Source organism: Micromonospora sp. BRA006-A (assembly GCF_033433935.1).
Taxonomy (GTDB): Bacteria; Actinomycetota; Actinomycetes; order Mycobacteriales; family Micromonosporaceae; genus Micromonospora; species Micromonospora aurantiaca.
In genome coordinates this window covers 1,243,985-1,268,306 of record NZ_JANCLW010000001.1, presented here as the reverse complement: position 1 = coordinate 1,268,306, position 24,322 = coordinate 1,243,985, and the positions used below count along the sequence as shown (strand labels likewise).

The window sequence follows — 24,322 nt, the reverse complement described above, 5'->3', positions numbered from 1 at the left end:
TGGGTCAGTGGCGGGTTCGGCGCTGGAGGCCTCGGGTGGGGTGCCAGCTCTCGATCACGAGGTGGTCGGGTGGGTCGCCCACCCGGGTGAGCACCACCTCGGTCAGCTCGATCCGGAAGCTGTGCGAGCCGTCCTCGGCGGGCGGCTCCTCGTGCGCCCGGCCGGCGATCTTCGCGTCCCCGTCCCAGGTGGACGGGGCGTCCGGCGGGGTGTCCTCGGTCGGGCTGTGCAGCGCCACCCGGGGGTCACGGAGCAGGTCCAGCGCCTTCACCGCGCCTGCCATGCTGCCCAGCCGCAACTGCCCGTCGTCGCCGAAGTCGAACTCGGTGCCGCTGATCCGCGGCGAGCCGTCCCGCCGCAGGGTCGCCATCGTGCCGTGCTTGCGGACCGCGAAGCGGGCGCGCACCCGCGCCGCGAACTCGGGTTCCGCCGCCACCAGATCGGACCACCATGTCATGCGCCCGAGTGTGTCCGGAAAACCTGACAACCCGCGGCACATTTCCCGGCGGACTCAGCCCACCTGGAAGCCGAGCGCCTGAGCCAGCATCACCGCCTGCTCGGCGTCGATCCGCGCGCCCGAACGCTGCACCGCCGTCGGGTCGAGCGCGGACAGGTCGCTGCCGCGCAGGTCGGCCCGGATCAGCTTGGCGGCGTGCAACTGGGCGCCGGAGAGGTCCACGCCGGTCAGCGTCGCGCCGGTCAGATCGGCGCCGGTCAGGTCGACCTCGCGCATCCGTACGTCGGTGATCCGCGCCCCGCGCAGGTCTGCGCCGGCGAGCGTGACGAAGGACCAGTCGCCCCGGTCGACCCGCAGCGGGCGCAGGTCGCAGCGGTCGAACGTGCTGCCGACCAGCTTGCAGCCGGTGAACTCGGCCTCGAAGAGGTTGCACTTGCTGAACGAGCACCTAGTGAACGCCGAGTCGGTGTGCCGGGAGGCGTTGAACGCCACATTGCCGAACACGCAGTCGGTGAAGACCGCGCCCCGGCTGACCGCCTCGGTCAGGTCCACGTGGAAGAACTCGCATCGTACGAAGTGCCGGTCGGCCAGCTCCTCGGCGTACCAGTCCTGCTGGCGGTAGGTGACGTCCTCGACCGGCTCGGGCATGCCACCGACAGTAGTGACACTTCCCGGCCGCGGTACCGGCGGGTAGGTTCGCGTCGTGAGTGTCACGGTGAGCACCGACCCCGGCCACGTCGGCTTCGATTCCGCCCGGCTGGCGCGGATCGACGATCACTTCGCCCGGTACGTCGACGACGGCCGGCTCGCCGGCTGGCAGATCGTCGTCACCCGCCGCGGCGAGGTCGCCCACTCCTCGGCGTACGGGCTGCGGGACCGGGAGGCCGGCACGCCGGTCGAGCCGGACACGCTGTGGCGCATCTACTCGATGACCAAGCCGATCACCTCGGTCGCGGCGATGATGCTCTGGGAGGAGGGCCGGTTCGAGCTGAACGACCCGGTCAGCCGCTGGCTGCCGGAGTTCGCCGACGTACGCGTCTACGACCGGGGTTCGGTGCTCAAGCCGTACACCGTGCCGGCGGTCGAGCCGATCCGGATCTGGCACCTGCTCACCCACACGGCCGGCCTGACGTACGGCTTCGCCCAGGTGTCGGTGGTCGACGGCCTGTACCGGGCGGCGGGCTTCGACCTGGGCGTGCCGGCGGGCGCGGACCTGGCGGCGGCCTCGGCCGGGCTGGCCCGGCTGCCGCTGCTGTTCCAGCCCGGCACGAGCTGGAACTACGGCGTCTCCACCGACGTGCTGGGCCGCCTGATCGAGGTGGTCTCCGGGCAGTCGCTGGACGCGTTCTTCGCCGAGCGGATCCTGGGCCCGCTGGGCATGACCGACACCCGCTGGTGGGTGGACGCGGCGGACGCGAAGCGCCTGGCCGCGCTCTACGCCCCGCACCCGGCCACCGGCCAGGCGGTACGCGCCGACGGGGTGGGCCGGGCCGCGCTGGCGGAGCCGACCTGGCACTCCGGCGGCGGCGGCCTGGTCTCCACGGCGGCCGACTACCACCGGTTCACCCAGTTCCTGCTGCGCGGCGGCGAGCTGGACGGGGTCCGCCTGCTCGGCCCGCGCACGGTGCGCTTCATGACGCGCAACCACCTGCCGGGCAACCGGGACCTGGCCTCGTTCTCGCCGGAGGGCTTCGCCGAGACGATCCTCGACGGGATCGGCTTCGGGCTGGGCTTCGCGGTGGTGCTGGACCCGGTGCCGTCGCGGGTGCCCAGCAGCGTCGGCGAGTTCTACTGGGGTGGCCTGGCCAGCACCGCGTTCTGGGTGGACCCGGTGGAGGAGGTCACCGCGCTGCTGTTCACCCAGCTGATGCCGTCGAGCACGTACCCGCTGCGCAGCCAGTTGCGCCAGCTCGTCTACTCGGCGATCGTCGACTGAGCCGGTTCGGCGGAACGTCCCGCCGCCCGCCGGTGGGCTGCCTAGCCTGTGAGGCATGAGCGACATCGTCGTGTTCGGCGCCGGCGGGACGGCAGGTTCGCGGATCGCGGCCGAGGCGGTCGAGCGGGGACACCGGGTGACAGCGGCGGTGCGGCGTCCGGAGGCGGTGGGCTACCTACCCCCCGGCGTACGCACGGTGACCGGCGACGCCACCTCGGCGCGGAGCGTACGCGAACTGGCCGAGGACGCGGACGTGCTGGTGGTGGCCATCGGCGGCGGTGAGCGGAACCTGTGGCGCGACGCCGCGCGGACACTGGTCGACACGTTGCGTAAGCTGCCGGACCCACCTCGGGTGATCCACGTCGGCGGCGGCTCGACGCTGCTCACGCCGAAGGGCACCCGTTACCTGGACGAGCCGGACTTCCCGGAGGAGTACCGGGACTCGGCGCACGGCCAAGCCGACGCGCTGGAGTTCTACCGCACCAGCGCGGACGGGGTGACCTGGACGTACGTCTCGCCGCCGCCGCTGGAGTTCCACCCGGGTGAGCGGACCGGCCACTACCGCACCGGCACCGACCATCCGGTGACCGACGCGCAGGGCCGTTCGGTGCTCACCTACGAGGATCTGGCGGTGGCGATCGTCGACGAGATCGAGGATACCCGGTTCGGCAACGCCCGGTTCACCGTCGCGTACTGACCCGGCGCGTACTGGTTCAGCCGGTACTGGTTCAATCGGCCAGCCGGGCGGGGAAGCCGCCGGTGGCGATCGGGCCCCACGACTCGATGGTGACGCGGATCAGCGACTTGCCCTGCGCGACCATCGCCGACCGGTACTCGTCCCAGTCCGGGTGCTCGCCGGAGATGCTGCGGAAGTACTCGACCAGCGGCTCCAGCGCCTCGGGCAGGTCGAGCACCTCGGCCACGCCGTCGACCTGCACCCACGGGCCGTTCCAGTCGTCGGACAGCACGCACGCGGAGACGCGCGGGTCGCGGCGGATGTTGGCGACCTTGGCGCGCTCGGGATAGGTGGAGATCACCAGGCGGCCCTCGGCGTCCACGCCGCAGGCCACCGGGGAGGACTGCGGGCGCCCGTCGGAGCGGGTGGTCATCAGCACGACGTGGTGGCGGGGGCGGAGGAACTCGATCAGGGCGTCCCGGTCGACCCGGGTGTTCTTCGCGATGCTGCGTGCCATGCCTCGGTTCTACCAGGCACGCCCGTCGTTCTCAGCGCGGACGCCCGGCGGACCGCTGCGCCGGGACCTGCTCGGGCACGCGCGGGCGGGCCGAGGGCCGCCAGGCACGGCCGTTGGCGTAGATGACCCGGAAACCGAGGTACGCGGCGAGCGGCGCCCAGTGCGCCGAGCGCATCCGCACCTCGGCGGCGTTGTGGCGCTGGCCGTTGGCGAGCACGTCGAGCAGCACCGTCTCGAAGGCGGCCGACTCGACCCAGTCGACCTCGCGGGTGAAGCCGCAGATCAGCGCCGCGCCGGTGACGTCGAGGAACTCGCGCAGCGTGGCGTCGGAGGCGCGCAGCACCGAGCAACTGCCGAAGTAGAGGCGGCGGCCCTCGCAGCGGCCGGCCATCCGCTCGGCCACGTCCGACAGCTCGACCGAGTCCCAGTCGGTGAGGCAGAGCCGGCTCGGCTCGCCATGCATGGCGAAGAAGCCCACCCGGTGGTCCGCGTACTGCTTGAGCAGCCACCTGTCGACGAAGTAGAACAGCTCGTCGCGGGTGGCCGCGTCCTTGTGGATGTAGCGGATGCGACCGAGTCGTTCGAGCAGGTCGAGCGTGGGCAGGACGGATCCTCGTTCGTTGAGGTCGCGGTGCCACTGCCCCTCGACGCAGAACACGCCGCCACGCGCCAACACCCACCTCCCCGCCCGTCGAGGTCGCCGCCCGGGTCCGGGAGCAGACGTTACCGCCCACCTCCGACGGGCGACACCCGGCGCCGCGTTCGCAAACAGGCACTATTCACAGCCGATATCCAGGAACCGCCTGATGTGAGAACAATTTCGGCTAATCACCACGAAGAATCCTCTCACCTGTCACGGTGAGAGAGACGGGACGTACCGGTCGATGTGCCCGTCCAACCCCAGTTCCGCTCTGACATCGGGAGGACTCTGTGCGCGTCAACACCCTGAAGCGGGCGGCGGTCGCGTTCGCGCTGGCCCTGCCCGGGGCCGCCGTGGCGACAGTCGTGGCCGCGCCACCGGCGCACGCCGACGGCTGCTACACCTGGAACCGGACGCTGTCCCAGGGAAGCTCCGGCGCCGAGGTCCGGCAGCTCCAGATCCGGGTGGCCGGCTGGGCCGCGGACGGCGGCATCGTCCGGGTCGACGGCGTGTACGGCCCGGAGACGGCCGCCGCGGTCAAGCGCTTCCAGGCCGCGTACGGGCTGCGCGCCGACGGCGTGGCCGGGCCGCAGACGTTCGCCAAGATCTACGACCTGCAGAAGGACAGCGACTGCACGCCGAAGCACTTCAGCTACGCCGAGCTGGACAACGGCTGCGGCAAGGGCGGGTGGGCCGGTGGCCCGCTCTCCTCGTCGGCCACCCGGGAGAACGCGCTGCGCACCATGTGGAAGCTGGAGGCGCTGCGGCGCAGCCTCGGCGACAAGCCGCTCTACGTGACCAGCGGGTTCCGCAGCATCGCCTGCAACCGGCAGGTCGGCGGCGCCGCGGACAGCCAGCACCTCTACGGCACCGCGGCCGACCTGATCGCCAAGCACCGCAGCCTCTGCGACATCGCCCGATCCGCCCGTGACCAGGGCTTCAGCGGCATCTACGGGCCCGGCTACCCGGACCACGACGACCACACGCACGTGGACTCGCGGCGGGAGAACAACCGGGACAAGGCGCCGAACACCAGGGACTGGTCCGCCCCGGACTGCGGAGTGAAGTAAGGCGGTGACGGCGGCCCGGCACGGGGGTGGGGGCTCCCCGGCCGGGCCGCCGTCGGCATGCTCCGGCACGACCGACGCCGCTCCGCGACGGGGCGTCGACGCGACCGGAACCGGGCGCCGGGCGTCAGCTCACCCCGGGCCGGTGGCCCGGAGGCAGGCGGTCCGCCCGGAACCGGGCGGCGGGAGTCAGCTCGCCCGGGGCCAGCGGGGCCGGGTGGTCGGAGCCGACCGGGCGGCGACGGGCCGCAGACCGGGCCGGACCGGCGGCGCGGCGACCCGCGGGACCGGACCGCGCGCCGCCTGAGCCGCAGCGGCGGGGCGGACGGCCTGCCCCGGCACCGTCCGCGCCGGCTGTCCCGGCACCGGACGTCCGGCCTGGCCGGTGGCCGGACGGGCGCCGGACGGGCCGCTCAGCACGAACGGGAAGGGTACGTGCACGAACGGGTTGCCGTGCCGGATCAGCGCGTCGATCTGACGGTCGTTGAGACCGTGTGTCTCCAGCACCCGCCGGCCCCAGCGGTGCAACCGGCAGGGGAACGACGACCCGTCGTTGCGGCACTTCGGCCCCGCGGGCCACTCCTCGGCGGCGTGCACCACCACCGCCCGGACCGCGAGGCGGACGTCCTCGGGGGTCAACGGTGCCGGTACCGGCACCTCGCCCAGGATCTGGTCGATGGGATCCGTCGACTGCTCACCAACTCGCACGGCAGGCCTCCCGCAGCTCGGCAGCGGTACGGCGGAACGGCCGCACCACATCCTCGACCACTGGTACGGCCGGGAAACGGCAGCAGTTCAATCCCGCCACGCGGCGCGTCAGACCAGGCCGGCGTCCTGGACCAGCAGAGCCACCTGCACGCGGTTGTTCAGGTCGAGCTTCGTCAGCAGGCGCGACACGTACGCCTTCACCGTCGCCACGCTCATGAACAGCTCGGCGGAGATCTCCGCGTTGGTCCGGCCCCGGCCGAGCAGTACCGCGACCTCCCGCTCGCGCTCGGAGAGCCCGTCGAGCAGCCGTACCGACCGTTCCCGCTTCGGGTCCGGGCTCGCCACCGGCGCGGTGCCGGTGACGTGCGCGATGAGCTTGCGGGTCACCGCCGGCGACAGCGTCGCCTCGCCCGCCGCGACCCGGCGTACCGCCGCCACGATCTCGGCCGGCGGGGTGTCCTTGAGCAGGAAGCCGCTCGCCCCGGCGCGCAGCGCCCGCAGCACCTGCTCGTCGGCGTCGAACGTGGTGAGCACCAGCACCTCGGGCGGTTCCGCTGTGGCACGCAGCGCCTCGGTGGCGGCCAGCCCGTCCACCCGGGGCATGCGGATGTCCATCAGCACCACGTCGGGGGCGTACGCGGCGACCGCCGCCGGCACCTCGGCGCCGTCGGTGGCCTCGCCGACCACCGCCAGGTCGGGTACGCCGCCGAGGATCATCGACAGCGCGCCGCGGACCAGCGGGTCGTCGTCGACGATCAGCACCCGCACCGGCGCGCTCACTGTGTCGCCGCCCAGGGCAGCCAGGCGGTCAGCCGGAACCCGCCGTCGGCGTCCCGCCCGTGTTCGAGGCGGCCACCGGCGAGCGTGACCCGCTCGGCGATCCCGACCAGCCCGGTGCCGGCGCCGGGAATGGCGGTGGGCGAGGCGCCGACCGGCCTCGGGTTGTGGATCTCCACCGCAAGCCCGTCCCCCGGGCCGCCGGCCAGCCGGACCGTCACCACCGCGCCGGGTGCGTGCTTGCGGGCGTTCGTCAGCCCTTCCTGCACGATCCGGTACGCGCTGCGCCCGATCGCCGCGGGCACCGCCTCCGGCTCGGCGACCTCGTCGACCACGGTGACCCGTACCCCGGCGTCGCGGCTCTCGGCGACCAGCGCGGGCACGTCGGCCAGCGTCGGCTGCGGCGGTTCCGGCGTGGCCTCGGAGCCGACCTCGGCCCGCAGCACGCCGATCACCTCGCGCAGGTCCTGGAGCGCGGCGTGCGCGCTGGCCCGGATCACCCCGGCCGCCCGCGCCACCTCCTCCGGCGGCGCGTCCGGCCGGAACTCCAGCGCGCCCGCGTGCAGGCTGAGCAGGGAGATCCGGTGGGCGAGCACGTCGTGCATCTCCCGGGCGATCCGGCCGCGCTCGAGCTGCCGGGCCTGGTCGAGCCGGAGTTGCTGCTCGGCCTCGGCCCGCTCGGCCCGGTCCCGCAGGGACAGCACGAGCTGGCGGCGGGCCCTGACGAACAGCGCCCACGCCACCACCACGCAGATGAACAGCCCGGTCCACACGGCGGAGGCCCAGACCGGCAGCGTCGGGTCGGGCCGGACCGCGAGGTAGACCGGCAGGCTCAACAGTTGCCAGGCCACCAGCGCCAGGCCCACCGGCAGCGGCCGGTGGACCAGGACGGTGAACATGATGATCAGCAACGCGACGCCGCCGGTCACCGAGAAGAGCATGAGCGGCGCGGTGGCCACCGCCAGCCCGACCGGCCAGCGGCGGCGCAGCCAGAGCGCGCCGCTGACGAGCAGGCCGATGAGCAGGTCGGCCTCCTCCAGCCACGCCGGACCGGCGTTGAGGCCGAACTCCGGAGTGGCGCTGGTGACGTCGCCGTGCGCGATCAGCACCCAGAGCAGCGAGGCCACGAACAGCATGCCGTCCACGAACCAGTCCCGCGGCGTCCGCCGGGCGGCTCGGGCGGGCACCAGGGAGCCCGGCAGGAGCCAGGGATGATCGGGTACGGCGGCGCTGGTCACCCGTCCATGCTAGGAAGCCCTCCGGCCCGGCTACCAGCTACCAAAGTCGACGCCTGCGGTGAACCGAGGTCGACGGCGGCGCAGACCGCCGGCCGCAGCGCGTGACCGGGTGGCCCCGGCAGGCTCGACGGCATGATCGAAGTCGACCAGCTCACCAAGCGGTACGGCCCGCACACCGCAGTCGAGGACGTCACGTTCCGGTGCGAAGCGGGTACCGTGACCGGTTTCCTCGGGCCGAACGGCGCCGGGAAGTCCACCACGATGCGGATGATCTGCGGGATGACGCCGCCCACCTCGGGCGGCGCCACAGTCGGCGGCCGCCCCTACCGGCACCTGCCCAATCCGGGGCGGGAGATCGGCGTGCTGCTCGACGCCTCGGCGCAGCACGCCGGGCGCACCGGGCGGGAGACGCTCACCCTCGCCGCCCGGACCATGGGCGTGGACCGGGGACGGGTGGCGGCGGTACTCGACCAGGTCGGGCTGAACGACACCGCGGCCCGGCGCCGCGTCGGCGCGTACTCCCTGGGCATGCGGCAGCGGCTCGGCCTGGCGCTGGCGCTGCTGGGCGACCCCCGGGTCCTGATCCTGGACGAGCCGGCGAACGGCCTCGACCCGGAGGGGATCTTCTGGATGCGCGGCCTGCTGCGCGACTTCGCCGACCGGGGCGGCACGGTGCTGCTCTCCTCGCACCTGCTGCGCGAGGTGGAGGCGGTGGCCGACCGGCTGGTGGTGATCGGCGGCGGCCGGGTGGTCGCCCAGGGCGGCAAGGACGAGCTGCTCGCCGGTGCTGGCACGCTCGTGCGCGCCCGCGACCCGCACGCCCTGCGCCTGACGCTGGACCGGGCCGCGCTGCCCGCCACCGCCGGCACCGACGGCGGCTTCGTGGTCCGGGCCGAGCCGGGCCGGGTCGGTCAGGCCGCGGCGGACGCCGGACTGGTCCTCACCGAACTGCGCCCGGCCGGCAGCGGCGGCCTGGAGCAGCTCTTCCTCACCCTCACCGCCGGCGCGTCGACCAAGGAGGCCGTCCGATGACCACCACTGCCGTTCCGACCGCCCGGCCGCGGCACGAGCCGGCCGTCGCCGGTCCCTCGCTGGCCCGGCTGACCGCCGTGGAGCTGCGCAAGCTCGCCGACACCCGCGCCGGACGCTGGCTGCTGATCACGATCGGGCTGATCGCCGCCGCGATCGTGGTGGTGCAGCTGTTCGTCGTCGACGCGCCGGACCAGACGTTCACCGCCTTCTTCACGCCGTCGCTGCTGCCGGTCGGGCTGCTGCTGCCGGTGCTCGGCATCCTCTCCATCACCGGCGAGTGGTCGCAGCGCAGCGCGCTCACCACGTTCGCGCTGGTGCCCCGCCGCGAGCGGGTGATCGTCGCCAAACTCGCAGCGGTGGTGCTCGCCGCGCTCGCCTCGGTGCTCGTCAGCCTGGCCGTCGCCGCCGCCGGCACGCTCGCCGCCCGCGTCACCGGCGGGGCGGGCGCCTGGACGTTCGACTGGCAACTGCTGCCGCACGCGGCGGTGTTCCAGGTGGCGAGCGTGCTGATGGGCGCCGCCTTCGGCCTGCTGCTGCTGAACACGCCGCTGGCGATCGTCACCTACCTGCTGCTGCCCACGGTGTGGAGCCTGCTCGCCGCGATGATCTCCGCGCTGCGTGAGCCGGCCCGCTGGCTGGACACGTCGTACACGATGGAGCCGCTGCTCGGCGCCGAGATGAACGGCGGGCAGTGGGGCCGGCTCGGCGTCTCACTCGCCGTCTGGGTGCTCCTGCCGCTGGTCGCCGGTCTGGTGCGCACCATGCGCCGGGAGGTGTCCTGACAGTGACCGCATGGCAACCCGGCGAGGACGTCGTGGTCGACGGCGGACGCGGCGAGCTGGTGCTGATGTGGGCGGGGTTCCCGCTGCTCGGGGCGGGGCTGGGCGCCGGGCTGACCGCGGTGTCCGGCTGGATCGCCGGGCTGGCCTGGTTCCCGTTCCAGGGCCTGTTCGAGTTGCTCGACCGGTGGCCGGACGATCGGGCGTACCCGATCGGGGCCGGGGTGGGCCTGCTCGGCGGCCTGTTCCTGGCGGTGGTGGCGGTCCGCGAGCGGCTGACCGTCACGGTCGGGCACCGGACGGTACGGCTGCACCGCGACGGGCACGGCCGGGACCTGGCGCGCGCCGACGTTGCGGGGGTGTTCGTCGACGGCAAGGCGCTGGTGCTGCTGGACACCGCCGGTGGCGAGCTGGCCCGGGAGAAGTCCGACCTGGACGCCGAGCGGCTGCAGGAGGCGTTCACCAGGCAGGGCTGGCCGTGGACCGGGCAGGACCCGCACCGGGACGCGTACCGGCGGTGGGTGGAAGGGCTGCCCGGCCTGCCGTCCGGCGCGGACGCCCTGTTGCGCGCCCGGCAGCGGGCGCTCGACGGCGGCCACGACGCCGAGACCCGGGAGCTGCACGGGGAACTGGCCCGGCTCGGCGTGGTGGTCCGCGATGAGGGCAAGCGGCAGTACTGGCGGCTGGTCGCCGGCCCGCCGCCGGGGTGACCGCCGCCGTCGCGCTGCGATCTTCGCGTCGAAGGATCTACGTTCGTCCATGGCGGGGTCACGGCGACGTGATCTTCTCGATCTGGCCGATCACGTTCCTCGCCCCGGTGACGTGGCTACGGTTCGGCGCCGGCCCGGCGCGACGGGGACACCGCCGGCACGCCCCGCTGACCGCGCGCCGCCGCGCCGGCAGACGTGACATGCCACATCCGCTGGCGCGTTTCCGGCATCAGAACGAACTGTTCGGGCATGTTCTCCGTACACACGTGTGGTTCGTGACGTCTACCTCGGAGGCATGGTGTCCGCACTTCGAACTGATCCATTCGCGGGGGCGATTCTCCAGGTCGGCGTACTCGCGGCCCTGGCCGGCACGGTCGGCCTGAGCGCGTACGGCTGGCTTGCCGGTCTGCTCTTCGGGGTGGTGACGGTCGCGGCGCTCGGATACGGGCTGCGCCGCTCGGGTGCGGACCGGCTCGGCCCGGCCGACTGGGTGACGCTCACCCGGGCGACGCTCGCCGGTGGCGTGGCCGCTCTCACCGTCGACTCGTTCCGCGAGCCGATCGTGGTACCGGTGCTCGTCGTGCTGAGCGCGGTGGCGCTGTCGCTCGACTGGGTCGACGGGCAGGTGGCCCGGCGTACCGGCACGGTGAGCGCGCTCGGGGCCCGGTTCGACATGGAGGTCGACTCCTTCCTGGTCCTGGTCCTCTGCGGGTACGTCGCCGACCAGGTGGGCGCCTGGGTGCTGGTGATCGGCGCGATGCGGTACGTCTTCGTCGCCGCCGGCTGGGTGCTGCCGTGGATGCGCGGCTCACTGCCGCCGCGCTACTGGCGCAAGGTGGTCGCCGCCACGCAGGGCATCGCCCTGGCGGTGGTGGCGGCGGGCGTCCTGCCCCGGCTGCTCGCCGTCGCGGTGCTTCTCGGCGCGCTCGCGATGCTCGTCGAGTCGTTCGGCCGTGACGTCGCCTGGTTGTGGCGGCACCGCGTACCGTCGCGGCGACGCCCGGTGGCGCTCCCGGCCGCGCCGGTGTCCCCCGCGCCCGCCGGTCACCGCTCCGAGTGGACGCCGGGCGTGCGGATCGCGCGCCAGCCCGCCGAGGTCGGCGGGCGACGCCCGTGACCGACCTGTCCCGCCGGGCGGACGGCGACGACGCCCCGAACGGCACCGCGACCGACGACAACGACGCCGGCACCACGACCGACGATGCTGCGGTGCCCGGGCGACCGCGCGCCCGGCGGCTGCTCGCCGCGACTGTCACCGCGCTGGCCGCCGCGCTCGTGCTGGTGGCACTCGTCGCGCCGAGCGACGTCAACGAGTTCAGCCCCGGCGCGTTCCTGCGCATCCCGGTGGAAGGGCTGATCGCCGTCGCCCTGCTGCTGGTCCTGCCGCCGCGGCCGCGCCGGGTGGTGGCCACGATCCTCGGCGCGCTGCTCGGCCTGGTCCTCGTCCTCAAGGTCGCCGACCTCGGGTTCTCGCTGGTCCTGGACCGCCCCTTCGACCTGATCGCCGACTGGACGTTCCTCGGCGCGGGCGCGGAGTTCCTGTCCGAGTCGTACGGCCGGGCCGCCGAGGTGGGTGCGGTGGCGCTGGCAGTGGTCGCCGTTCTCGCCGTACCGCTGCTGGTGACGCTGTCGGCGCGGCGGCTGGCCCGGGTGGTGGCCGGCCACCGGGTGGTCTCCGCGCGCGCGACCACCGCGCTCGCCGCCGCCTGGGTGGTCTGCGCCGTGCTCGGCGCGCAGATCGTGCCGGGCGTCCCGGTCGCCGCCGACACGGTGGCGGCCGGTCTCTACGACCGGGCCCGGCAGGTACGGGCGGGCCTCAACGACCAGGAGACGCTGAACACGCAGCTCGCCGGCGACCCGTTCCAGAACGTGCCGGGCGACGAACTGCTGACCGCGCTGCGCGGCAAGGACGTGCTGTTCACGTTCGTGGAGAGCTACGGCCGGGTCGCGCTGGAGGACCCGGATCTCGCGCCGGAGGTGGACGCCGTCCTGGACGAGGGGACCCGGCAGTTGCGCGCGGCCGGGTACGGCAGCCGCAGCGCGTTCCTCACCTCCTCCACCACCGGCGGCGGGAGCTGGCTCGCGCACGCCACGCTGATGAGCGGTATCCGGGCGGACAACCAGTTGCGCTACACCAACCTGGTACGCAGCGACCACCTGACCCTCAACGGCGCGTTCAAGCGCGCCGGCTGGCGGACCACGCTGGTCATGCCGGCGCTCACCCGGGCCTGGCCGGAGGCCGACTTCTTCTCCCCCGACCAGGTGTACGGCATGAAGGAACTCGACTACCGGGGGCCGCTGTTCAGCTTCTCCTCACCCCCGGACCAGTACACGCTGTCGACGTTCCAGCGCCGCGAGCGCGGACCCGGGCACGCACCGGTGATGGCCGAGATCCCGCTGCTGTCCAGCCACATCCCGTGGACGCCGGTGCCGCCGCTCGTGGACTGGGACGACGTCGGCGACGGCTCGGTCTACAAGGGGACCGCGCGTGCCGACCGCTCGGCGGAGGGCACCCGGGAGGCGTACCGGCAGTCGGTGGTCTACACGTTGCGCACGCTCATCTCCTACGTGCAGCGGTACGGTGACGAGAACCTGGTGCTCGTGTTCCTCGGCGACCACCAGCCGGCCCGGGCGGTCACCGGCGAGGGCGCCGGCAAGGACGTGCCCATCACCGTCGTCGCCAAGGACCCGGCAGTGCTCGACCGCATCGCCGGGTGGGGCTGGCAGGACGGCCTCAACCCCGGCCCGCAGGCCCCGGTCTGGCCGATGGAGTCGTTCCGCGACCGGTTCCTGAACGCGTTCGGACCGAAGTCCACCACTCACAGTTAGGGATGTCGTGACGATGCTCGCGCGGGCCTGGGGGATCACCCGTTCCCTGGCCGTCTACCACGGTCAGCCGGCCAAGCACCGGCGTGCCCGGCAGCTCTACGGGCAGTTCCTCTCCCCCGGCGACCTCGGCTTCGACATCGGCGCCCACGTCGGCGGCCGGGTGCGTACCTGGCGGCGGCTGGGCGCGCGGGTGGTCGCGGTCGAGCCGCAGCCGGACTGCCTGCGGGTGCTGCGCCTGGGCTTCGGCCGGGACGCCGACGTGATGATCGAGCCGACGGCGGTCGGTGCGCGGCCCGGGAGCGCACGGCTGGAGCTGTCGTCGGCGACACCGACGGTGTCCACCATGTCGTCGTCGTGGATCGAGTCGGTCACCGCCGATCCGAGCTTCGCCGGGGTCCGCTGGGACCGGTCGGTCGAGGTGCCGGTGGTGACGCTGGACGACCTGATCGCGCGGCACGGCGTACCGGCGTTCTGCAAGGTGGACGTCGAGGGCTTCGAGGTCGACGTGCTGGCCGGGCTGAGTCATCCGGTGCGCGGGCTGTCCTTCGAGTACCTGCCGCCCGCGCACGACTCCGCGCTGGCCGCGTTGGAGCTCGTGGAACGGCTGGGCGCGACGGCGGGCGGCTACCGCTACAACTATTCGCCGGTGGAGACAATGCGGTTCGCGAGCGACCGGTGGCTGGACGCGGCCGGGCTGGTATGCCTGCTGGAGACGTACCGCCCGGCCGGTCGCTCCGGCGACGTCTACGCCCGGCTGGCGGCCTCCTGAGCGGCGCCGTCAGAATCGGTACGCGGTGTGGTACTCGGGCACCAGCACGCGGCTGCGCGGCGAGACCCGGCGCACCTCGGCGACGAGGGCGTCGAGGCGTTCCCGGTCGCTGTCGGCGACCGTCGGCGGGTTGGTGAGCGCCGTCTCGAAGTTGTCCCAGTGCACCGGCACCACGACCTTCGGACGGTCCAGCGCGGCCATCAGGCGGGGCACGTAGTCGGCGGTCGCCGTGGTGGCGGCGGAGGCGACCATCGCGACGTCCGGGGCGAGCCCGCTCAGCTTGCGCTCGTCGAAGTCGCTGGCGCCCATGAAGAACACGGACGGGCCGCCGTCGACCCGGATCTGGTACGCCAGCGTGTCGCCCTCGGGCAGGTCGGCGATCGTCTCCGGACGCGGCGGCCGGCTGATCCGCACCCCCGGGAAGGCCATCGACCAGGTGGGATTCCGGCTGTGCAGCGAGCCGACCACCTCCACCGTGTACCCGTCGAAGTCGAGCACCTCGCCGCCCTTGACCGGGGCCAGTTGCCCGGTCGGCAGCCCGTACGCCAGGCCGAGGTGATACGCGGTGAGCGTGCCGAAGACCCGGGCACCGGTCCGGGCGGCGATGTGCGGCACGTCGTTGAAGTGGTCCCAGTGGGTGTGGGTGACGAAGATGTTCTCCGCCCGGTCGGCGAGCCGGTCGACCACGTCGGCGGCCACTGTCAGCCGGGTGTCGGGGTTGAACGGCTTCCGGAACAGCCCCGTGTCGTACCGGCTCAGGTACGGGTCGACGAGCACCGTCCGGTCCCCGATGTCGATCCGCCAGCCGGAGGTGCCCCACCAGCGGAAACTCACCGCGCCGCCGCGCCGCGTACCGGCGGCGGCGCGGCTCGGCGCGGCGACGGGGCTCGGGCCGGCGGCGCGGGCCGGGGTGCCGGCGATGAGTCCGGCGGTGGTGACGGCGGCGGCGCCGACCGCGGTGTCGCGTAACAGTCGACGGCGGGCGTAGCCGGACGGCTGGTTCTCGGGCATGTGTCGTCCTCCCCGTTCGGGATCGGTGATCGGTAGGCCCAGACCACCACCCCGCCGACGCCGATGTCCAAGATCGACGAGCGCAACGACCGATATCCGGACCGATATCACCGCAGGCCAGGCCGATGGTCCGGCCCGGATCAACGCAACGAATCGACGGCAGCCCGGGCCGCCTCCCCCATCGCCAGGTCCACGTCGATCCGGCGGGCGGCCAGCCGTTCGGTGCGTACCGCCACCGCGATCGCGTACCTGCGGCCGTCGGGGTACTCCGCGACGCCCGCTTCGAGGTGCAGCCCCGGCAGGGTGCCGGTCTTCCCGGCGACCCGGACCCCGGGTGGGAAACCGGCGGCCAGCCGCGTCCAGAAGAGCTGCCGTGCCATCAGCTCCCGGACCATGGCGCACGCGGGCGCCGGGCCGGCCTCGTCCCGCCACACCAGACGGAGCAGCCGGGTCAGCTCCCGGGCGGTGCTGGAGCTGGTGTGCTCGGGGTCGAAGACCCGCATCGCGCGGACCCGTTCGGGCGACAGGGTGGGGAAGATCCGCGCGAAGTCCGCCTCGGTGCGTGCGCCCACGTCGGAGAGCATCGTCTCGACCAGTTGCCGGGGGCCGCCGACGATCCGGGTACGCGGCAGGTCCAGCTCCGCGGCCAGCATCGGCAGCACGTCCGCCCCGACCCGGCGCAGCAGCAGGTCGGCCGCCGTGTTGTCACTCACCGACATGGCCAGGTACGCGAGGTCGCGCAGGGAGACCTCCACGTCGTCGGCGCAGCCGGCCACACCCCAGCCGCCGAGCCGGTCGGCGGCACCGACGAGCACCCGTTCGGTCGGGTCGAGCTGGCCGGCGGCCGCCTGCCTGGCGAACTCCAGCACCACCATGATCTTGAAGACGGAGGCGATGACGATCTGCTCGTCGGCCCGCAGCGCCACCTCACCGCCGGCCGGGTCGTCCACGTCCACGACGTGCAGGCAACCCCGCACCCCGGCCCGCCCGAAGATCTCCCCGACCCGTTCCGCCACATCCACGCCGACACGGTAACCAGCGGCGACGCTAGGGTGCCCGGATGGACCTGCTGCGGCACCTGCGGCATTTCGTGGTGGTCGCCCGGGAACTGCACTTCGGCCGGGCCGCCGAGACACTGGGCATGGCACAGCCGCCGCTGAGCCAGTCGATCCAGCGGTTGGAGCGGGAGCTGGGCGTCCCCCTGTTCGACAGGTCGCAGCGCCAGGTCGGCCTCACCACCGCCGGCCAGTTGCTGCTCGGCGAGGCCGACGAGCTGCTGGCCGGTGAACGCCGGCTGCGTCACCTCGCCGATCGGGTCCGCCGGGGCGCGCTCGGGGTGCTGCGCGCCGGCGTACCCCCGGAGACCCCGGCCGTGACGTTGCGCGCGCTGCTCGACGCGCTCGCGGCCCGCGCGCCCGGGCTCGCCCTCGACCTGCACGAACTGACGAGCGCCGAGCAGCACCGGATGCTCGCGGACGGGCGGCTGGACGTCGGCCTGCTGCACCATCCGGTCGACGGGGCCGGGCTGCGCTTCGGCGAGCCGGTGGACGTACCGGTGGGTGTGCTGCTGCCCCGGGCCTCGCCGCTGGCCCGGCCGCGGGAGATCGCGCTCGCCGATCTGGCCGGCATGGACCTGGTCACCGCGCCACCGGCCACCGCGCCCGGCTGGCACGAGCATCTGCTGAACGTGTGCCGGCAGCACGGTTTCGCCCCGGCCCGGGTCCGCCCTGCGCGCAACCCGGAGTTCCTGTTCGGCCTGCTCCTCGCCGGCGGCGCGGTCGCTGTCGAGCCCGCCGCGCTGGCCCGCCGGGAACCACGTGTCGCGTGGCGACCGATCACCGGCACGCCGCTGGTCCGGCGGATCTCCGCGGCCTGGCCGATCCGTGCGGCGCACCCGGCCGCGCCGATGTTCGGCCACCTCGTCACCGAGACGCTCGCCGCGCCCGACGAACCGGGCGGGCCGGCGCTCCTCGCCCCGGCGGCCCGGCCGTGGCCGGTGCTGTTCGAGGCCGGCCGGGACGAAAAGTTGGCCCGCTGACCTCCCGCAGTTCACCCCGTTCCGGCTAACATCGCTGATCATGAATATCAAGTGCGTCACCCGCTCGCGACCCGGGCGGCTGATCGCGGCGGTCGTGCTCGCCGTCGCGGTCGCGTTCCCACTCGGCGTGACCGGCGCCGCGTCGGCCGCGACCACACTGACCGTGGCGCAGGCCCTCGCCGCCCAGGACGGCCGGACGGCCACCGTCACCGGCTACGTCATCGGCCAGCCCACCGCCACCACCACGGTGCTCACCTCTGGCTTCACCGCCGACACCGCGATCGCCATCGCCGACCAGGCCGGCGAGACCGGCACCGCCCGGATGCTGTACGTGCAGGTGACGGCCGCCTGGCGGAGCACCTTCGGGCTGCTCACCAACCCGTCGCTGCGGGGACGGCAGGTGACAGCGACCGGCACGCTCACCGCGTACTTCAGCCACGGCGGGCTGAAGAACCCGACCGCGATGAGCCTCGGCGGCGGCACCACGCCGAGTCCCGCGCCGACCCCGACCCCGGGCCCGACCGGCACCGCCGGGCCGGACGCGTACTACGCGAGCGCGGCCGGAAAGACCGGGCCGGCGCTGCGTACCGCGCTGCACAGCATCATCAGGGTGCAGACGAAACTCAGCTACGACCAGGTGTGGGACGCGCTCAAGGACACCGACCAGGATCCGGCCAACCCGGCGAACGTGATCCTGCTCTACAGCGGACGGTCACAGAGCAAGACGAGCAACGGCGGCGGCGCGAACGACTGGAACCGGGAGCACGTCTGGGCCAAGTCGCACGGCGACTTCGGCACCGCCACCGGTCCCGGCACCGACGTGCACCACCTGCGCCCGGAGGACGTGTCGGTCAACTCGTCGCGCGGCAACAAGGACTTCGACTCGGGCGGCGGCACGGTGGCCGAGGCGCCCGGCTGCTACACCGACGCCGACTCGTTCGAGCCGCGCGACGCGGTGAAGGGCGACGTGGCCCGCATGATCCTCTACATGGCGATCCGGTACGAGGGCGACGACGGCTGGCCGGACCTGGAACCGAACGACTCGGTCTCCAACGGCTCCGCACCCCGCCTCGGGCGGCTGTCGAAGCTGCTGGCCTGGAACGACCAGGATCCGCCGGACGCCTTCGAGAAGCGTCGCAACCAGCGCATCCACGAGCGCTGGCAGGGCAACCGCAACCCGTTCGTCGACCACCCCGAGTGGGCGCGGTCGATCTGGGGTTGACGCTCGTCCCCGATGTGAGGAAGCGTGGCGAGCGGGTAGAGACATCCGGTTGGCACGGCCGGGGCGGTCGGCACGGACGCGCCCCGGCGCCGCACGATCGGAGATGAGGCTCTCATGACCCAGAACGGCATTCCGGACATCGCACTCAACGACGGCAACACCATCCCGCAGCTCGGCTTCGGCGTCTTCCAGATCGAGCCGAAGGACACCGTCCGGGCCGTCGGCACCGCGCTGGAGGTCGGCTACCGGCACATCGACACCGCCCAGATGTACGGCAACGAGGCCGAGGTGGGTCAGGCGCTGCGCGCCTCCGGGCTGGACCGCGACGAGGTCTTCGTCACCAGCAAGCTGAACAACGGCTTCCACCGCCCGGACGACGCCCGCAAGGCGTTCGAGCAGTCGCTGCGGGAGCTGAAGTTCGACTACCTCGACCTGTTCCTGATCCACTGGCCGCTGCCCACCCGCTACGACGGCGACTTCGTCTCCACCTGGAAGGTGCTGGAGGAGCTGCGTGACGCGGGCACGGTCCGGTCGATCGGCGTGTCCAACTTCCAGGTCGCGCACCTGGAGCGGCTGGCCGCCGAGGCGGACGTGGTGCCGGCGGTCAACCAGATCGAGGCGCACCCCTACCTCGGCAACGAGGAGGTGCGGGCGTACGACAAGGCGCACGGCATCCTCACCGAGGCGTGGTCGCCGATCGCGCAGGGCAAGGTGCTCGACGACCCGACAGTCGTCGACGTGGCCGAGCAGGTCGGCCGGACCCCGGCCCAGGTGGTGCTGCGCTGGCACGTGCAGCGCGGCGACATCGTCTTCCCGAAGTCGACCACGCCGAAGCGGATCGAGGAGAACTTCGCGATCTTCGACTTCACGCTCGACGACACCGCGATGGAGCGGCTCACCTCGCTGGACCGGGGCGAGGCCGGCCGGACGGGCCCGAACCCGGACGAGTTCGACTACATCCCGAGCTGAGCAGTCGCACGTCGGAGGGGCCCCGGAATCCCGGGGCCCCTCCGTTGTTGACTTCGCGCGCACTCGAAGGGGCAGGGTGGCCGGCAAAGCTCCGACGGGGAGGAAGACATGCGCTACCGCACCATCGGCACGGACCCGGCCACCCGCCGCGAGGTCAGCGTGCTCAGTCTCGGCGCGATGCTGTTCGGCACCGCCACCGACGAGGCCACCTCGTTCGCCATCCTCGACCGGTACGTCGAGGCGGGCGGCACCTTCATCGACACCTCGGACAACTACGCCTTCTGGCACAACGGGGGCCAGGGTGGCGAGAGCGAGGAGCTGCTCGGCCGCTGGCGGCGCAGCCGCGGGATCAGCGACGAGGTGGTCATCGCGACGAAGCTGGGCGCCCGTCCGCTCGCCCCCGGCACCAGCTACGTCGACAACCCGGAAGGGCTGTCGGCGAAGGTGATCCGCGAGTCCGCCGAGCGCAGCCGGGAGCGCCTCGGCGTCGAGCGGCTCGACCTGCTCTACGCCCACATCGAGGACCGGACGATCCCGATGCAGGAGACCGTGGAGGGCTTCGCCGAGCTGGTCGCCGAGGGCACCGTCGGGCTACTGGGCGCCAGCAACCACCGCGCCTGGCGGGTGGAGCGGGCCCGCGCGCTCGCCGCCGCGGCCGGCCTGCCCGGGTACGAGGTGCTCCAGTACCACCGCAGCTACCTGCCCCGGCGGCTGGACGTGCCGAGCGAGCTGGACCCGGACGGCGACGTCGGCTGGGTCGGCCCCGACCTGCTCAGCTACCTGCGTACGGAACCGCAGCTCACGCTGGTCGCGTACTCGCCGCTGCTGAAGGGCGCGTACGTCCGGCCGGAGCGGCTCGGCGAGGAGTACGTGGTTCCCGCCACCCCGGCCCGGCTGGCGGCGTTGCGGGCGGTGGCCGCCGAGACCGGCGCCACGGTCAACCAGGTGGTGCTGGCCTGGCTGACGGGCGGGGACATCCCGTCGATCCCGCTCGTCGGTTTCTCCTCGGTGGCGCAGCTGGAGGAGAGCCTGGCCGCCGTCGACCTGGAACTGACCGCCGAGCAGCGGACCCGGCTGGACTCGGCCCGCTGACCGGTGCCGGGCCGGGTGGCTCACACGCCACCCGGCCCGTGCCGCTCGGCCGGCTCGTGTCGCTCAGCCGGCCGGGTACCGGTCGACAGCGACGTCAAGCCGCAGGGTGCCGGTGCCCGGCAGGGCCACCTCGGTGGCGTCGGCCGGGCGGGCCGCGCCGTCGTACCAGCCGGCGTAGTTGACGTAGGGCGGCGTCCACAGCCACGCCACGGTGACCGACTGGGGGCCGAGCACGCGCAGCGCGTACTCGCCGTCACGATCCAGCGTCCAGCCGATGACCTCACGGGTACGCGCGTTGCGCACCGTCAGCTCGGCGGCCACCGGGCGGCCCTCCGGGTCGACGAGCCGGCCGGTGACCAGGACGCCTCGCCGTACCGCAAGGTTGTAGACGGTGGTGGCGCCGGCCCGGACCGTGACCGGCACGGCCTTGCCCCGCAGGGCGAACCCGCCGGACCACTGGGTGGCGTTGTCGGCGGTGGTGAACAGCAGCGGCCAGGTGTACGGGCCGAGCCAGTCGATCCGGTAGCGGCCCTGCGCGTCCAGCTCCACACCCCAATCGGGGAAGAAGCCCGACTCGGGTGCGAGCGTCACGGTGCCGGAGGTCGCCGGCCTGCCGGTGGCCGCGCTGGTCACGGTGCCGGTGACGACACCGGCGCGGTCGAGCCGGATCGGGGGCACGGTGATCGTCCGCCCGGCCCGGAGGGTGACCACACGGGCCTGCTTCGCGTCACCGGTGCCGCCGGTCGCGCCGACCCACTGCGCGCCGTACGCCGAGCCGCCGGCGGGGCGGGCGAACAGGTTCCACGAGCCGGCCGCGACCAGGCCGACGCGGACGTTCCCGGAGGCGTCGGAGCAGTACCGTCCCGGGTTGTCGGGGAGCTCGCCGGTACCGGCGGGCGCCGGCGTCACACAGGCCCCGGCGACCGGTGCGCCGGTCGCCGCGTCGACCACCCGGGAGACCACGTTCGCGGCCGGGGTCAGGACGACCACGGCGGTGCCGCTGCCGTCGGCGAGGACGTTCACCGTGGCGTAGCGGGGCAGGTGGGTGTCGTCCCGGGTGTAGACCCACACCTCCTGCGGGCCGGGGATCAGCGGCGGGACGGTCACCCGGGTGTCGCCGCACGGATTGCGCCGGGGGTCGAGGAACACGCACACCCCGTCGACCGCGGCGCCGGTGACCGCGTCGCGCGCCCGCAGGGTCGACCCACTGGGCGCGAGCAGGCGCTCGGAGACCTCCGTCGTGTCCCCCGCGGACACCCGGACCGTTCCGGCCTGCGCCCAGCTGCTCCGGCCCGGCACCCACTGCCTGAGCACCTCGTCGTCCTGGCCGTCGCCGTACACCGGGGTGACAGCGATCTTGTAGTCGCCGGCCGGCACCTCCACGCTGAGCTGCCCGGACTCGTCCAGCGGCAGGAGGTCCTTGTCGTAGCTGCTGTCGGCGGCCGTCACGGCGACGTTACCGGCGGCCGGGCTGCCGTCGAGCCTGGTCACGGTCAGGTGAAGCACGCCTGCCGGATCCGCCGCACCGGCGGCGGTGGGTGCGGCGGTGACGGCCAGGGCCGCCACGGCGAGTGCGCCGAGCACTCTTCGGACGATGGACACGGTGGACCCCTCTCGGTTTCAATGCGCTCAAGAGGCGTCCGCGTCACCACAACCGGAACACGCCCCCCGTGCGTCGGATGCCGGCGCAGCATATGGCATACGATCGATCGCACACTGTCCGCGACCGGTCATCCGGCGGACTGCTGCGGGAACGGTCATAACCCCGGCTTCCTCCCGTACCGGCCGTCGTCGGCCGGGAATCACCACCGCCAGATCGGATCTGGCGGGCCGTCTGGCGCCTCCGGGGTGAGGCCGGCACAACACCACAGCATCCCGGCCTCGTTGAAACAGGCGATCGGTCTGGCGGCACGCCCGTACGCCTGTCGAGACACAGACGAGAGAGGTAGCGATATATGAGCAACCGGAACACCGGCCTGGCCGTCGAGGCCGAGGGCCTGGTCCGGTCCTTCGGTTCGACCCGGGCACTCGACGGGCTGGACCTGCGGGTTCCCGCCGGCACCGTCTACGGCGTCCTGGGCCCGAACGGCGCCGGGAAGACCACCGCCGTACGCGTGCTGGCGACGCTGCTGCGCCCGGACTCCGGCACGGCCCGGGTCTTCGGGCACGACGTGGTGCGCGAGGCCGACGCGGTGCGCGCCCGGGTGAGCCTGACCGGCCAGTACGCCTCGCTGGACGAGGACCTGACCGGCGCGGAGAACCTGGTCCTGCTGGGCCGGCTGCTCGGGCTGGGCCGGGCCGGCGCCCGGGACCGGGCCGAGCAACTGCTCGCCGCGTTCGGGCTGACGGAGGCGGCGGGACGGCAGGTGAAGAAGTACTCCGGTGGGATGCGGCGGCGCATCGACATCGCCGCGAGCATCCTCAACACGCCGGACCTGCTGTTCCTCGACGAGCCGACCACCGGGCTGGACCCGCGCAGCCGCAACCAGGTGTGGGCGATCGTGCGGGCGGTGGTGGCGTACGGCACGACGGTGCTGCTGACCACGCAGTACCTGGACGAGGCGGACCAGCTCGCCGGCCGGATCGCTGTGGTCGACCACGGCCGGGTGATCGCGGAGGGCACCCCGGGCGAGTTGAAGTCGTCGATCGGCGCGGGCAGCGTCCACATCCGGCTACGCGATCCGGAGCAGCGGCCGCAGGCCGAGCAGGTGCTGCGGGCGTCGCTCGGCGTACCGGTGCAGCTCGCTGCGGATCCGGCGGCGCTGACCGCCCGCGTCGGCGAGCACGGCACCGATCTGGAGGCCGGTACGCAGGCGGCGCGGGCGCTCGGTGAGCTGGCCGCCGCCGGCATCGTGGTGGACGACTTCTCCCTCGGCCAGCCCAGCCTGGACGAGGTCTTCCTGGCCCTGACCGACCACCCGGCCGTCCCGGCGGACGAGCGGGACGACGAACTGGAGGCGGCGCGATGAGCGACACCGCGATCACCACCGGGCGGGCGCCGTCCGTCTACGTGCCGTCCGCCGAGGCGCTGGCCACCGTGCTCGCCCCGGCCGAGCGGCAGGCCCGGCCCAGCGCGTTGTCGGCGTCGCTGACGTTCGGCTGGCGCGCGCTGCTGAAGATCAAGCACGTGCCGGAGCAACTGTTCGACGTGACCGCGTTCCCGATCATCATGGTGCTGATGTTCACGTACCTGTTCGGTGGCGCGCTCGCCGACAGCCCGCGTGCGTACCTGCAGTTCTTCCTGCCCGGCATCATGGTCACCAGCGTCGTGATGATCACCATGTACACCGGGGTCGGGCTCAACAGCGACATCGAGAAGGGCGTCTTCGACCGGTTCCGTACGCTGCCGGTCTGGCGGCCGTCGGCGCTGGTCGGGATGATCTTCGGCGACGTGCTGCGCTACGTCCTGGCCGCCGTGGTCATCCTGACGGTGGGCGTGGTGCTCGGCTTCCGTCCCGACGGCGGGCTGCTCGGGGTGCTGGCAGGGATCGGGCTGCTGGTGGTCTTCTCGTTCGCGTTCTCCTGGGTGTGGACGTTCTTCGGCCTGGTGCTGCGCAGCGAGAAGTCGGTGATGGGGACCAGCATGATGGTGCTGTTCCCGCTGACGTTCCTGAGCAACGTGTTCGTCGAGCCGTCCACCATGCCCGGTTGGCTGCAGGCGTTCGTCAAGATCAATCCCATCACCCAGCTCGTCACCTCGGTCCGCGCGGCGATGGCCGGCTCGATGGACGCCCAGAGCACCATGTGGATGCTGCTCTGGAGCGCCGTCTTCGTGGTCGTGTTCGGCACGCTGACGATGTACCGCTACAACCGCCGCTGACGCGACGACGGTGGCGGGGTCCACTCGGCCCCGCC

General features: G+C 73.2%; 25 protein-coding genes. 15 read left to right on the top strand and 10 right to left on the bottom strand.

All coding sequences use genetic code 11. The annotated features are described in order from the left end of the window. Window positions 1-4: 4 nt before the first annotated feature. Window positions 5-457: a pyridoxamine 5'-phosphate oxidase family protein gene (locus tag NMK34_RS06275; RefSeq protein ID WP_318332592.1), complete on the bottom strand. Its 453-nt coding sequence runs from the start codon at window positions 455-457 to the stop codon at window positions 5-7. Window positions 458-511: 54 nt separating this feature from the next. Beyond that, window positions 512-1,105 (bottom strand): pentapeptide repeat-containing protein, encoded by a 594-nt coding sequence (locus NMK34_RS06270; RefSeq protein WP_013284334.1) that lies wholly within the window; start codon window positions 1,103-1,105, stop codon window positions 512-514. Between the two features lie 55 nt (window positions 1,106-1,160). On the opposite strand from NMK34_RS06270, the gene NMK34_RS06265 reads away from it, so the two are divergent. Next, window positions 1,161-2,393: a serine hydrolase domain-containing protein gene (locus NMK34_RS06265; RefSeq protein ID WP_318332591.1), complete on the top strand. Its 1,233-nt coding sequence runs from the start codon at window positions 1,161-1,163 to the stop codon at window positions 2,391-2,393. Window positions 2,394-2,448: 55 nt separating this feature from the next. Next, window positions 2,449-3,090: an NAD(P)-dependent oxidoreductase gene (locus NMK34_RS06260; protein WP_318332590.1), complete on the top strand. Its 642-nt coding sequence runs from the start codon at window positions 2,449-2,451 to the stop codon at window positions 3,088-3,090. Window positions 3,091-3,121: 31 nt separating this feature from the next. Here the strand turns inward: NMK34_RS06260 and NMK34_RS06255 are convergent, their stop codons facing one another. Together NMK34_RS06255 and NMK34_RS06250 are read right to left on the bottom strand one after the other, a co-directional pair. Then, window positions 3,122-3,586 (bottom strand): PPOX class F420-dependent oxidoreductase, encoded by a 465-nt coding sequence (locus NMK34_RS06255; protein ID WP_030272926.1) that lies wholly within the window; start codon window positions 3,584-3,586, stop codon window positions 3,122-3,124. A gap of 31 nt (window positions 3,587-3,617) precedes the next feature. Next, a complete protein-coding gene (locus NMK34_RS06250) occupies window positions 3,618-4,259 on the bottom strand; it encodes a DUF6642 family protein (protein ID WP_194799524.1) in 642 nt (213 codons plus the stop codon). Window positions 4,260-4,516: 257 nt separating this feature from the next. Between NMK34_RS06250 and NMK34_RS06245 the strand changes: the two genes are divergently transcribed. Further along, window positions 4,517-5,296: a D-Ala-D-Ala carboxypeptidase family metallohydrolase gene (locus NMK34_RS06245; RefSeq protein ID WP_318332589.1), complete on the top strand. Its 780-nt coding sequence runs from the start codon at window positions 4,517-4,519 to the stop codon at window positions 5,294-5,296. Between the two features lie 186 nt (window positions 5,297-5,482). Here the strand turns inward: NMK34_RS06245 and NMK34_RS06240 are convergent, their stop codons facing one another. The 3 genes from NMK34_RS06240 to NMK34_RS06230 all read right to left on the bottom strand — a co-directional run bounded on the left by NMK34_RS06240 (window position 5,483) and on the right by NMK34_RS06230 (window position 8,016). After that, window positions 5,483-6,001 (bottom strand): hypothetical protein, encoded by a 519-nt coding sequence (locus NMK34_RS06240; RefSeq protein ID WP_318332588.1) that lies wholly within the window; start codon window positions 5,999-6,001, stop codon window positions 5,483-5,485. A gap of 108 nt (window positions 6,002-6,109) precedes the next feature. Further along, a complete protein-coding gene (locus NMK34_RS06235; RefSeq protein WP_412098944.1) occupies window positions 6,110-6,718 on the bottom strand; it encodes a response regulator in 609 nt (202 codons plus the stop codon). Window positions 6,719-6,777: 59 nt separating this feature from the next. Next, window positions 6,778-8,016 carry a sensor histidine kinase gene (locus tag NMK34_RS06230; protein ID WP_318332586.1) on the bottom strand — a complete coding sequence of 413 codons (1,239 nt, stop codon included), beginning with the start codon at window positions 8,014-8,016 and terminating at the stop codon, window positions 6,778-6,780. Window positions 8,017-8,148: 132 nt separating this feature from the next. Here NMK34_RS06230 and NMK34_RS06225 point away from each other — a divergent pair, with 132 nt between their 5' ends. The 6 genes from NMK34_RS06225 to NMK34_RS06200 all read left to right on the top strand — a co-directional run bounded on the left by NMK34_RS06225 (window position 8,149) and on the right by NMK34_RS06200 (window position 14,135). Next, the gene (locus NMK34_RS06225) at window positions 8,149-9,048 is read left to right on the top strand and encodes an ABC transporter ATP-binding protein (RefSeq protein ID WP_318332585.1); all 900 of its coding nucleotides are present in this window, start codon (window positions 8,149-8,151) and stop codon (window positions 9,046-9,048) included. Continuing rightward, on the top strand, window positions 9,045-9,830 hold the full coding sequence (locus NMK34_RS06220) for a hypothetical protein (protein ID WP_013474197.1): 786 nt from the start codon (window positions 9,045-9,047) through the stop codon (window positions 9,828-9,830). Before NMK34_RS06225 ends, NMK34_RS06220 begins: the two co-directional genes overlap by 4 nt. A 2-nt stretch (window positions 9,831-9,832) precedes the next feature. Continuing rightward, complete coding sequence (locus NMK34_RS06215; protein WP_071096559.1) at window positions 9,833-10,537, top strand: hypothetical protein; 705 nt, start codon at window positions 9,833-9,835, stop codon at window positions 10,535-10,537. Window positions 10,538-10,832: 295 nt separating this feature from the next. Then, complete coding sequence (locus NMK34_RS06210; protein WP_318332584.1) at window positions 10,833-11,654, top strand: CDP-alcohol phosphatidyltransferase family protein; 822 nt, start codon at window positions 10,833-10,835, stop codon at window positions 11,652-11,654. After that, on the top strand, window positions 11,651-13,366 hold the full coding sequence (locus tag NMK34_RS06205; protein WP_318332583.1) for a sulfatase: 1,716 nt from the start codon (window positions 11,651-11,653) through the stop codon (window positions 13,364-13,366). The genes NMK34_RS06210 and NMK34_RS06205 overlap by 4 nt, the downstream gene beginning before the upstream one ends. A gap of 13 nt (window positions 13,367-13,379) precedes the next feature. Then, window positions 13,380-14,135 (top strand): FkbM family methyltransferase, encoded by a 756-nt coding sequence (locus NMK34_RS06200; RefSeq protein WP_318336282.1) that lies wholly within the window; start codon window positions 13,380-13,382, stop codon window positions 14,133-14,135. 9 nt (window positions 14,136-14,144) lie between these two features. On the opposite strand, the gene NMK34_RS06195 is transcribed toward NMK34_RS06200, so the two are convergent. Together NMK34_RS06195 and NMK34_RS06190 are read right to left on the bottom strand one after the other, a co-directional pair. Beyond that, window positions 14,145-15,146 carry an MBL fold metallo-hydrolase gene (locus NMK34_RS06195; RefSeq protein WP_318332582.1) on the bottom strand — a complete coding sequence of 334 codons (1,002 nt, stop codon included), beginning with the start codon at window positions 15,144-15,146 and terminating at the stop codon, window positions 14,145-14,147. 140 nt (window positions 15,147-15,286) lie between these two features. After that, on the bottom strand, window positions 15,287-16,168 hold the full coding sequence (locus NMK34_RS06190) for a serine hydrolase (protein WP_318332581.1): 882 nt from the start codon (window positions 16,166-16,168) through the stop codon (window positions 15,287-15,289). 38 nt (window positions 16,169-16,206) lie between these two features. Here NMK34_RS06190 and NMK34_RS06185 point away from each other — a divergent pair, with 38 nt between their 5' ends. From NMK34_RS06185 to NMK34_RS06170, 4 genes are all read left to right on the top strand, one after another. Beyond that, entirely contained in the window at window positions 16,207-17,184 is a 978-nt protein-coding gene (locus tag NMK34_RS06185) for a LysR substrate-binding domain-containing protein (RefSeq protein ID WP_318332580.1), read from the top strand. Window positions 17,185-17,224: 40 nt separating this feature from the next. After that, window positions 17,225-18,406, top strand: coding sequence for an endonuclease (locus NMK34_RS06180; RefSeq protein WP_318332579.1), 1,182 nt, complete (start codon window positions 17,225-17,227; stop codon window positions 18,404-18,406). A 114-nt stretch (window positions 18,407-18,520) separates the two neighbouring features. Further along, entirely contained in the window at window positions 18,521-19,375 is an 855-nt protein-coding gene (locus NMK34_RS06175) for an aldo/keto reductase (RefSeq protein WP_318332578.1), read from the top strand. A 108-nt stretch (window positions 19,376-19,483) separates the two neighbouring features. Continuing rightward, entirely contained in the window at window positions 19,484-20,467 is a 984-nt protein-coding gene (locus NMK34_RS06170; RefSeq protein ID WP_318332577.1) for an aldo/keto reductase, read from the top strand. A 63-nt stretch (window positions 20,468-20,530) separates the two neighbouring features. Here the strand turns inward: NMK34_RS06170 and NMK34_RS06165 are convergent, their stop codons facing one another. After that, window positions 20,531-22,069, bottom strand: coding sequence for a carboxypeptidase-like regulatory domain-containing protein (locus NMK34_RS06165; RefSeq protein ID WP_318332576.1), 1,539 nt, complete (start codon window positions 22,067-22,069; stop codon window positions 20,531-20,533). A gap of 353 nt (window positions 22,070-22,422) precedes the next feature. On the opposite strand from NMK34_RS06165, the gene NMK34_RS06160 reads away from it, so the two are divergent. Both NMK34_RS06160 and NMK34_RS06155 read left to right on the top strand, forming a co-directional pair. After that, window positions 22,423-23,436, top strand: coding sequence for an ATP-binding cassette domain-containing protein (locus NMK34_RS06160; RefSeq protein ID WP_318332575.1), 1,014 nt, complete (start codon window positions 22,423-22,425; stop codon window positions 23,434-23,436). Next, entirely contained in the window at window positions 23,433-24,287 is an 855-nt protein-coding gene (locus tag NMK34_RS06155) for an ABC transporter permease (protein ID WP_318332574.1), read from the top strand. The genes NMK34_RS06160 and NMK34_RS06155 overlap by 4 nt, the downstream gene beginning before the upstream one ends. Window positions 24,288-24,322 lie beyond the last annotated feature (35 nt).

What these genes read in the sequence shown, in the direction of transcription:
- NMK34_RS06275 (WP_318332592.1), bottom strand. Translation starts at nt 457, where the DNA reads ATGACATGGTGGTCCGATCTGGTGGCGGCGGAACCCGAGTTCGCGGCG.
- NMK34_RS06270 (WP_013284334.1), bottom strand. Translation starts at nt 1,105, where the DNA reads ATGCCCGAGCCGGTCGAGGACGTCACCTACCGCCAGCAGGACTGGTAC.
- NMK34_RS06260 (WP_318332590.1), top strand. Translation starts at nt 2,449, where the DNA reads ATGAGCGACATCGTCGTGTTCGGCGCCGGCGGGACGGCAGGTTCGCGG.
- NMK34_RS06255 (WP_030272926.1), bottom strand. Translation starts at nt 3,586, where the DNA reads ATGGCACGCAGCATCGCGAAGAACACCCGGGTCGACCGGGACGCCCTG.
- NMK34_RS06235 (WP_412098944.1), bottom strand. Translation starts at nt 6,718, where the DNA reads ATGATCCTCGGCGGCGTACCCGACCTGGCGGTGGTCGGCGAGGCCACC.
- NMK34_RS06225 (WP_318332585.1), top strand. Translation starts at nt 8,149, where the DNA reads ATGATCGAAGTCGACCAGCTCACCAAGCGGTACGGCCCGCACACCGCA.
- NMK34_RS06220 (WP_013474197.1), top strand. Translation starts at nt 9,045, where the DNA reads ATGACCACCACTGCCGTTCCGACCGCCCGGCCGCGGCACGAGCCGGCC.
- NMK34_RS06210 (WP_318332584.1), top strand. Translation starts at nt 10,833, where the DNA reads ATGGTGTCCGCACTTCGAACTGATCCATTCGCGGGGGCGATTCTCCAG.
- NMK34_RS06200 (WP_318336282.1), top strand. Translation starts at nt 13,380, where the DNA reads ATGCTCGCGCGGGCCTGGGGGATCACCCGTTCCCTGGCCGTCTACCAC.
- NMK34_RS06195 (WP_318332582.1), bottom strand. Translation starts at nt 15,146, where the DNA reads ATGCCCGAGAACCAGCCGTCCGGCTACGCCCGCCGTCGACTGTTACGC.
- NMK34_RS06185 (WP_318332580.1), top strand. Translation starts at nt 16,207, where the DNA reads ATGGACCTGCTGCGGCACCTGCGGCATTTCGTGGTGGTCGCCCGGGAA.
- NMK34_RS06180 (WP_318332579.1), top strand. Translation starts at nt 17,225, where the DNA reads ATGAATATCAAGTGCGTCACCCGCTCGCGACCCGGGCGGCTGATCGCG.
- NMK34_RS06175 (WP_318332578.1), top strand. Translation starts at nt 18,521, where the DNA reads ATGACCCAGAACGGCATTCCGGACATCGCACTCAACGACGGCAACACC.
- NMK34_RS06170 (WP_318332577.1), top strand. Translation starts at nt 19,484, where the DNA reads ATGCGCTACCGCACCATCGGCACGGACCCGGCCACCCGCCGCGAGGTC.
- NMK34_RS06160 (WP_318332575.1), top strand. Translation starts at nt 22,423, where the DNA reads ATGAGCAACCGGAACACCGGCCTGGCCGTCGAGGCCGAGGGCCTGGTC.
- NMK34_RS06155 (WP_318332574.1), top strand. Translation starts at nt 23,433, where the DNA reads ATGAGCGACACCGCGATCACCACCGGGCGGGCGCCGTCCGTCTACGTG.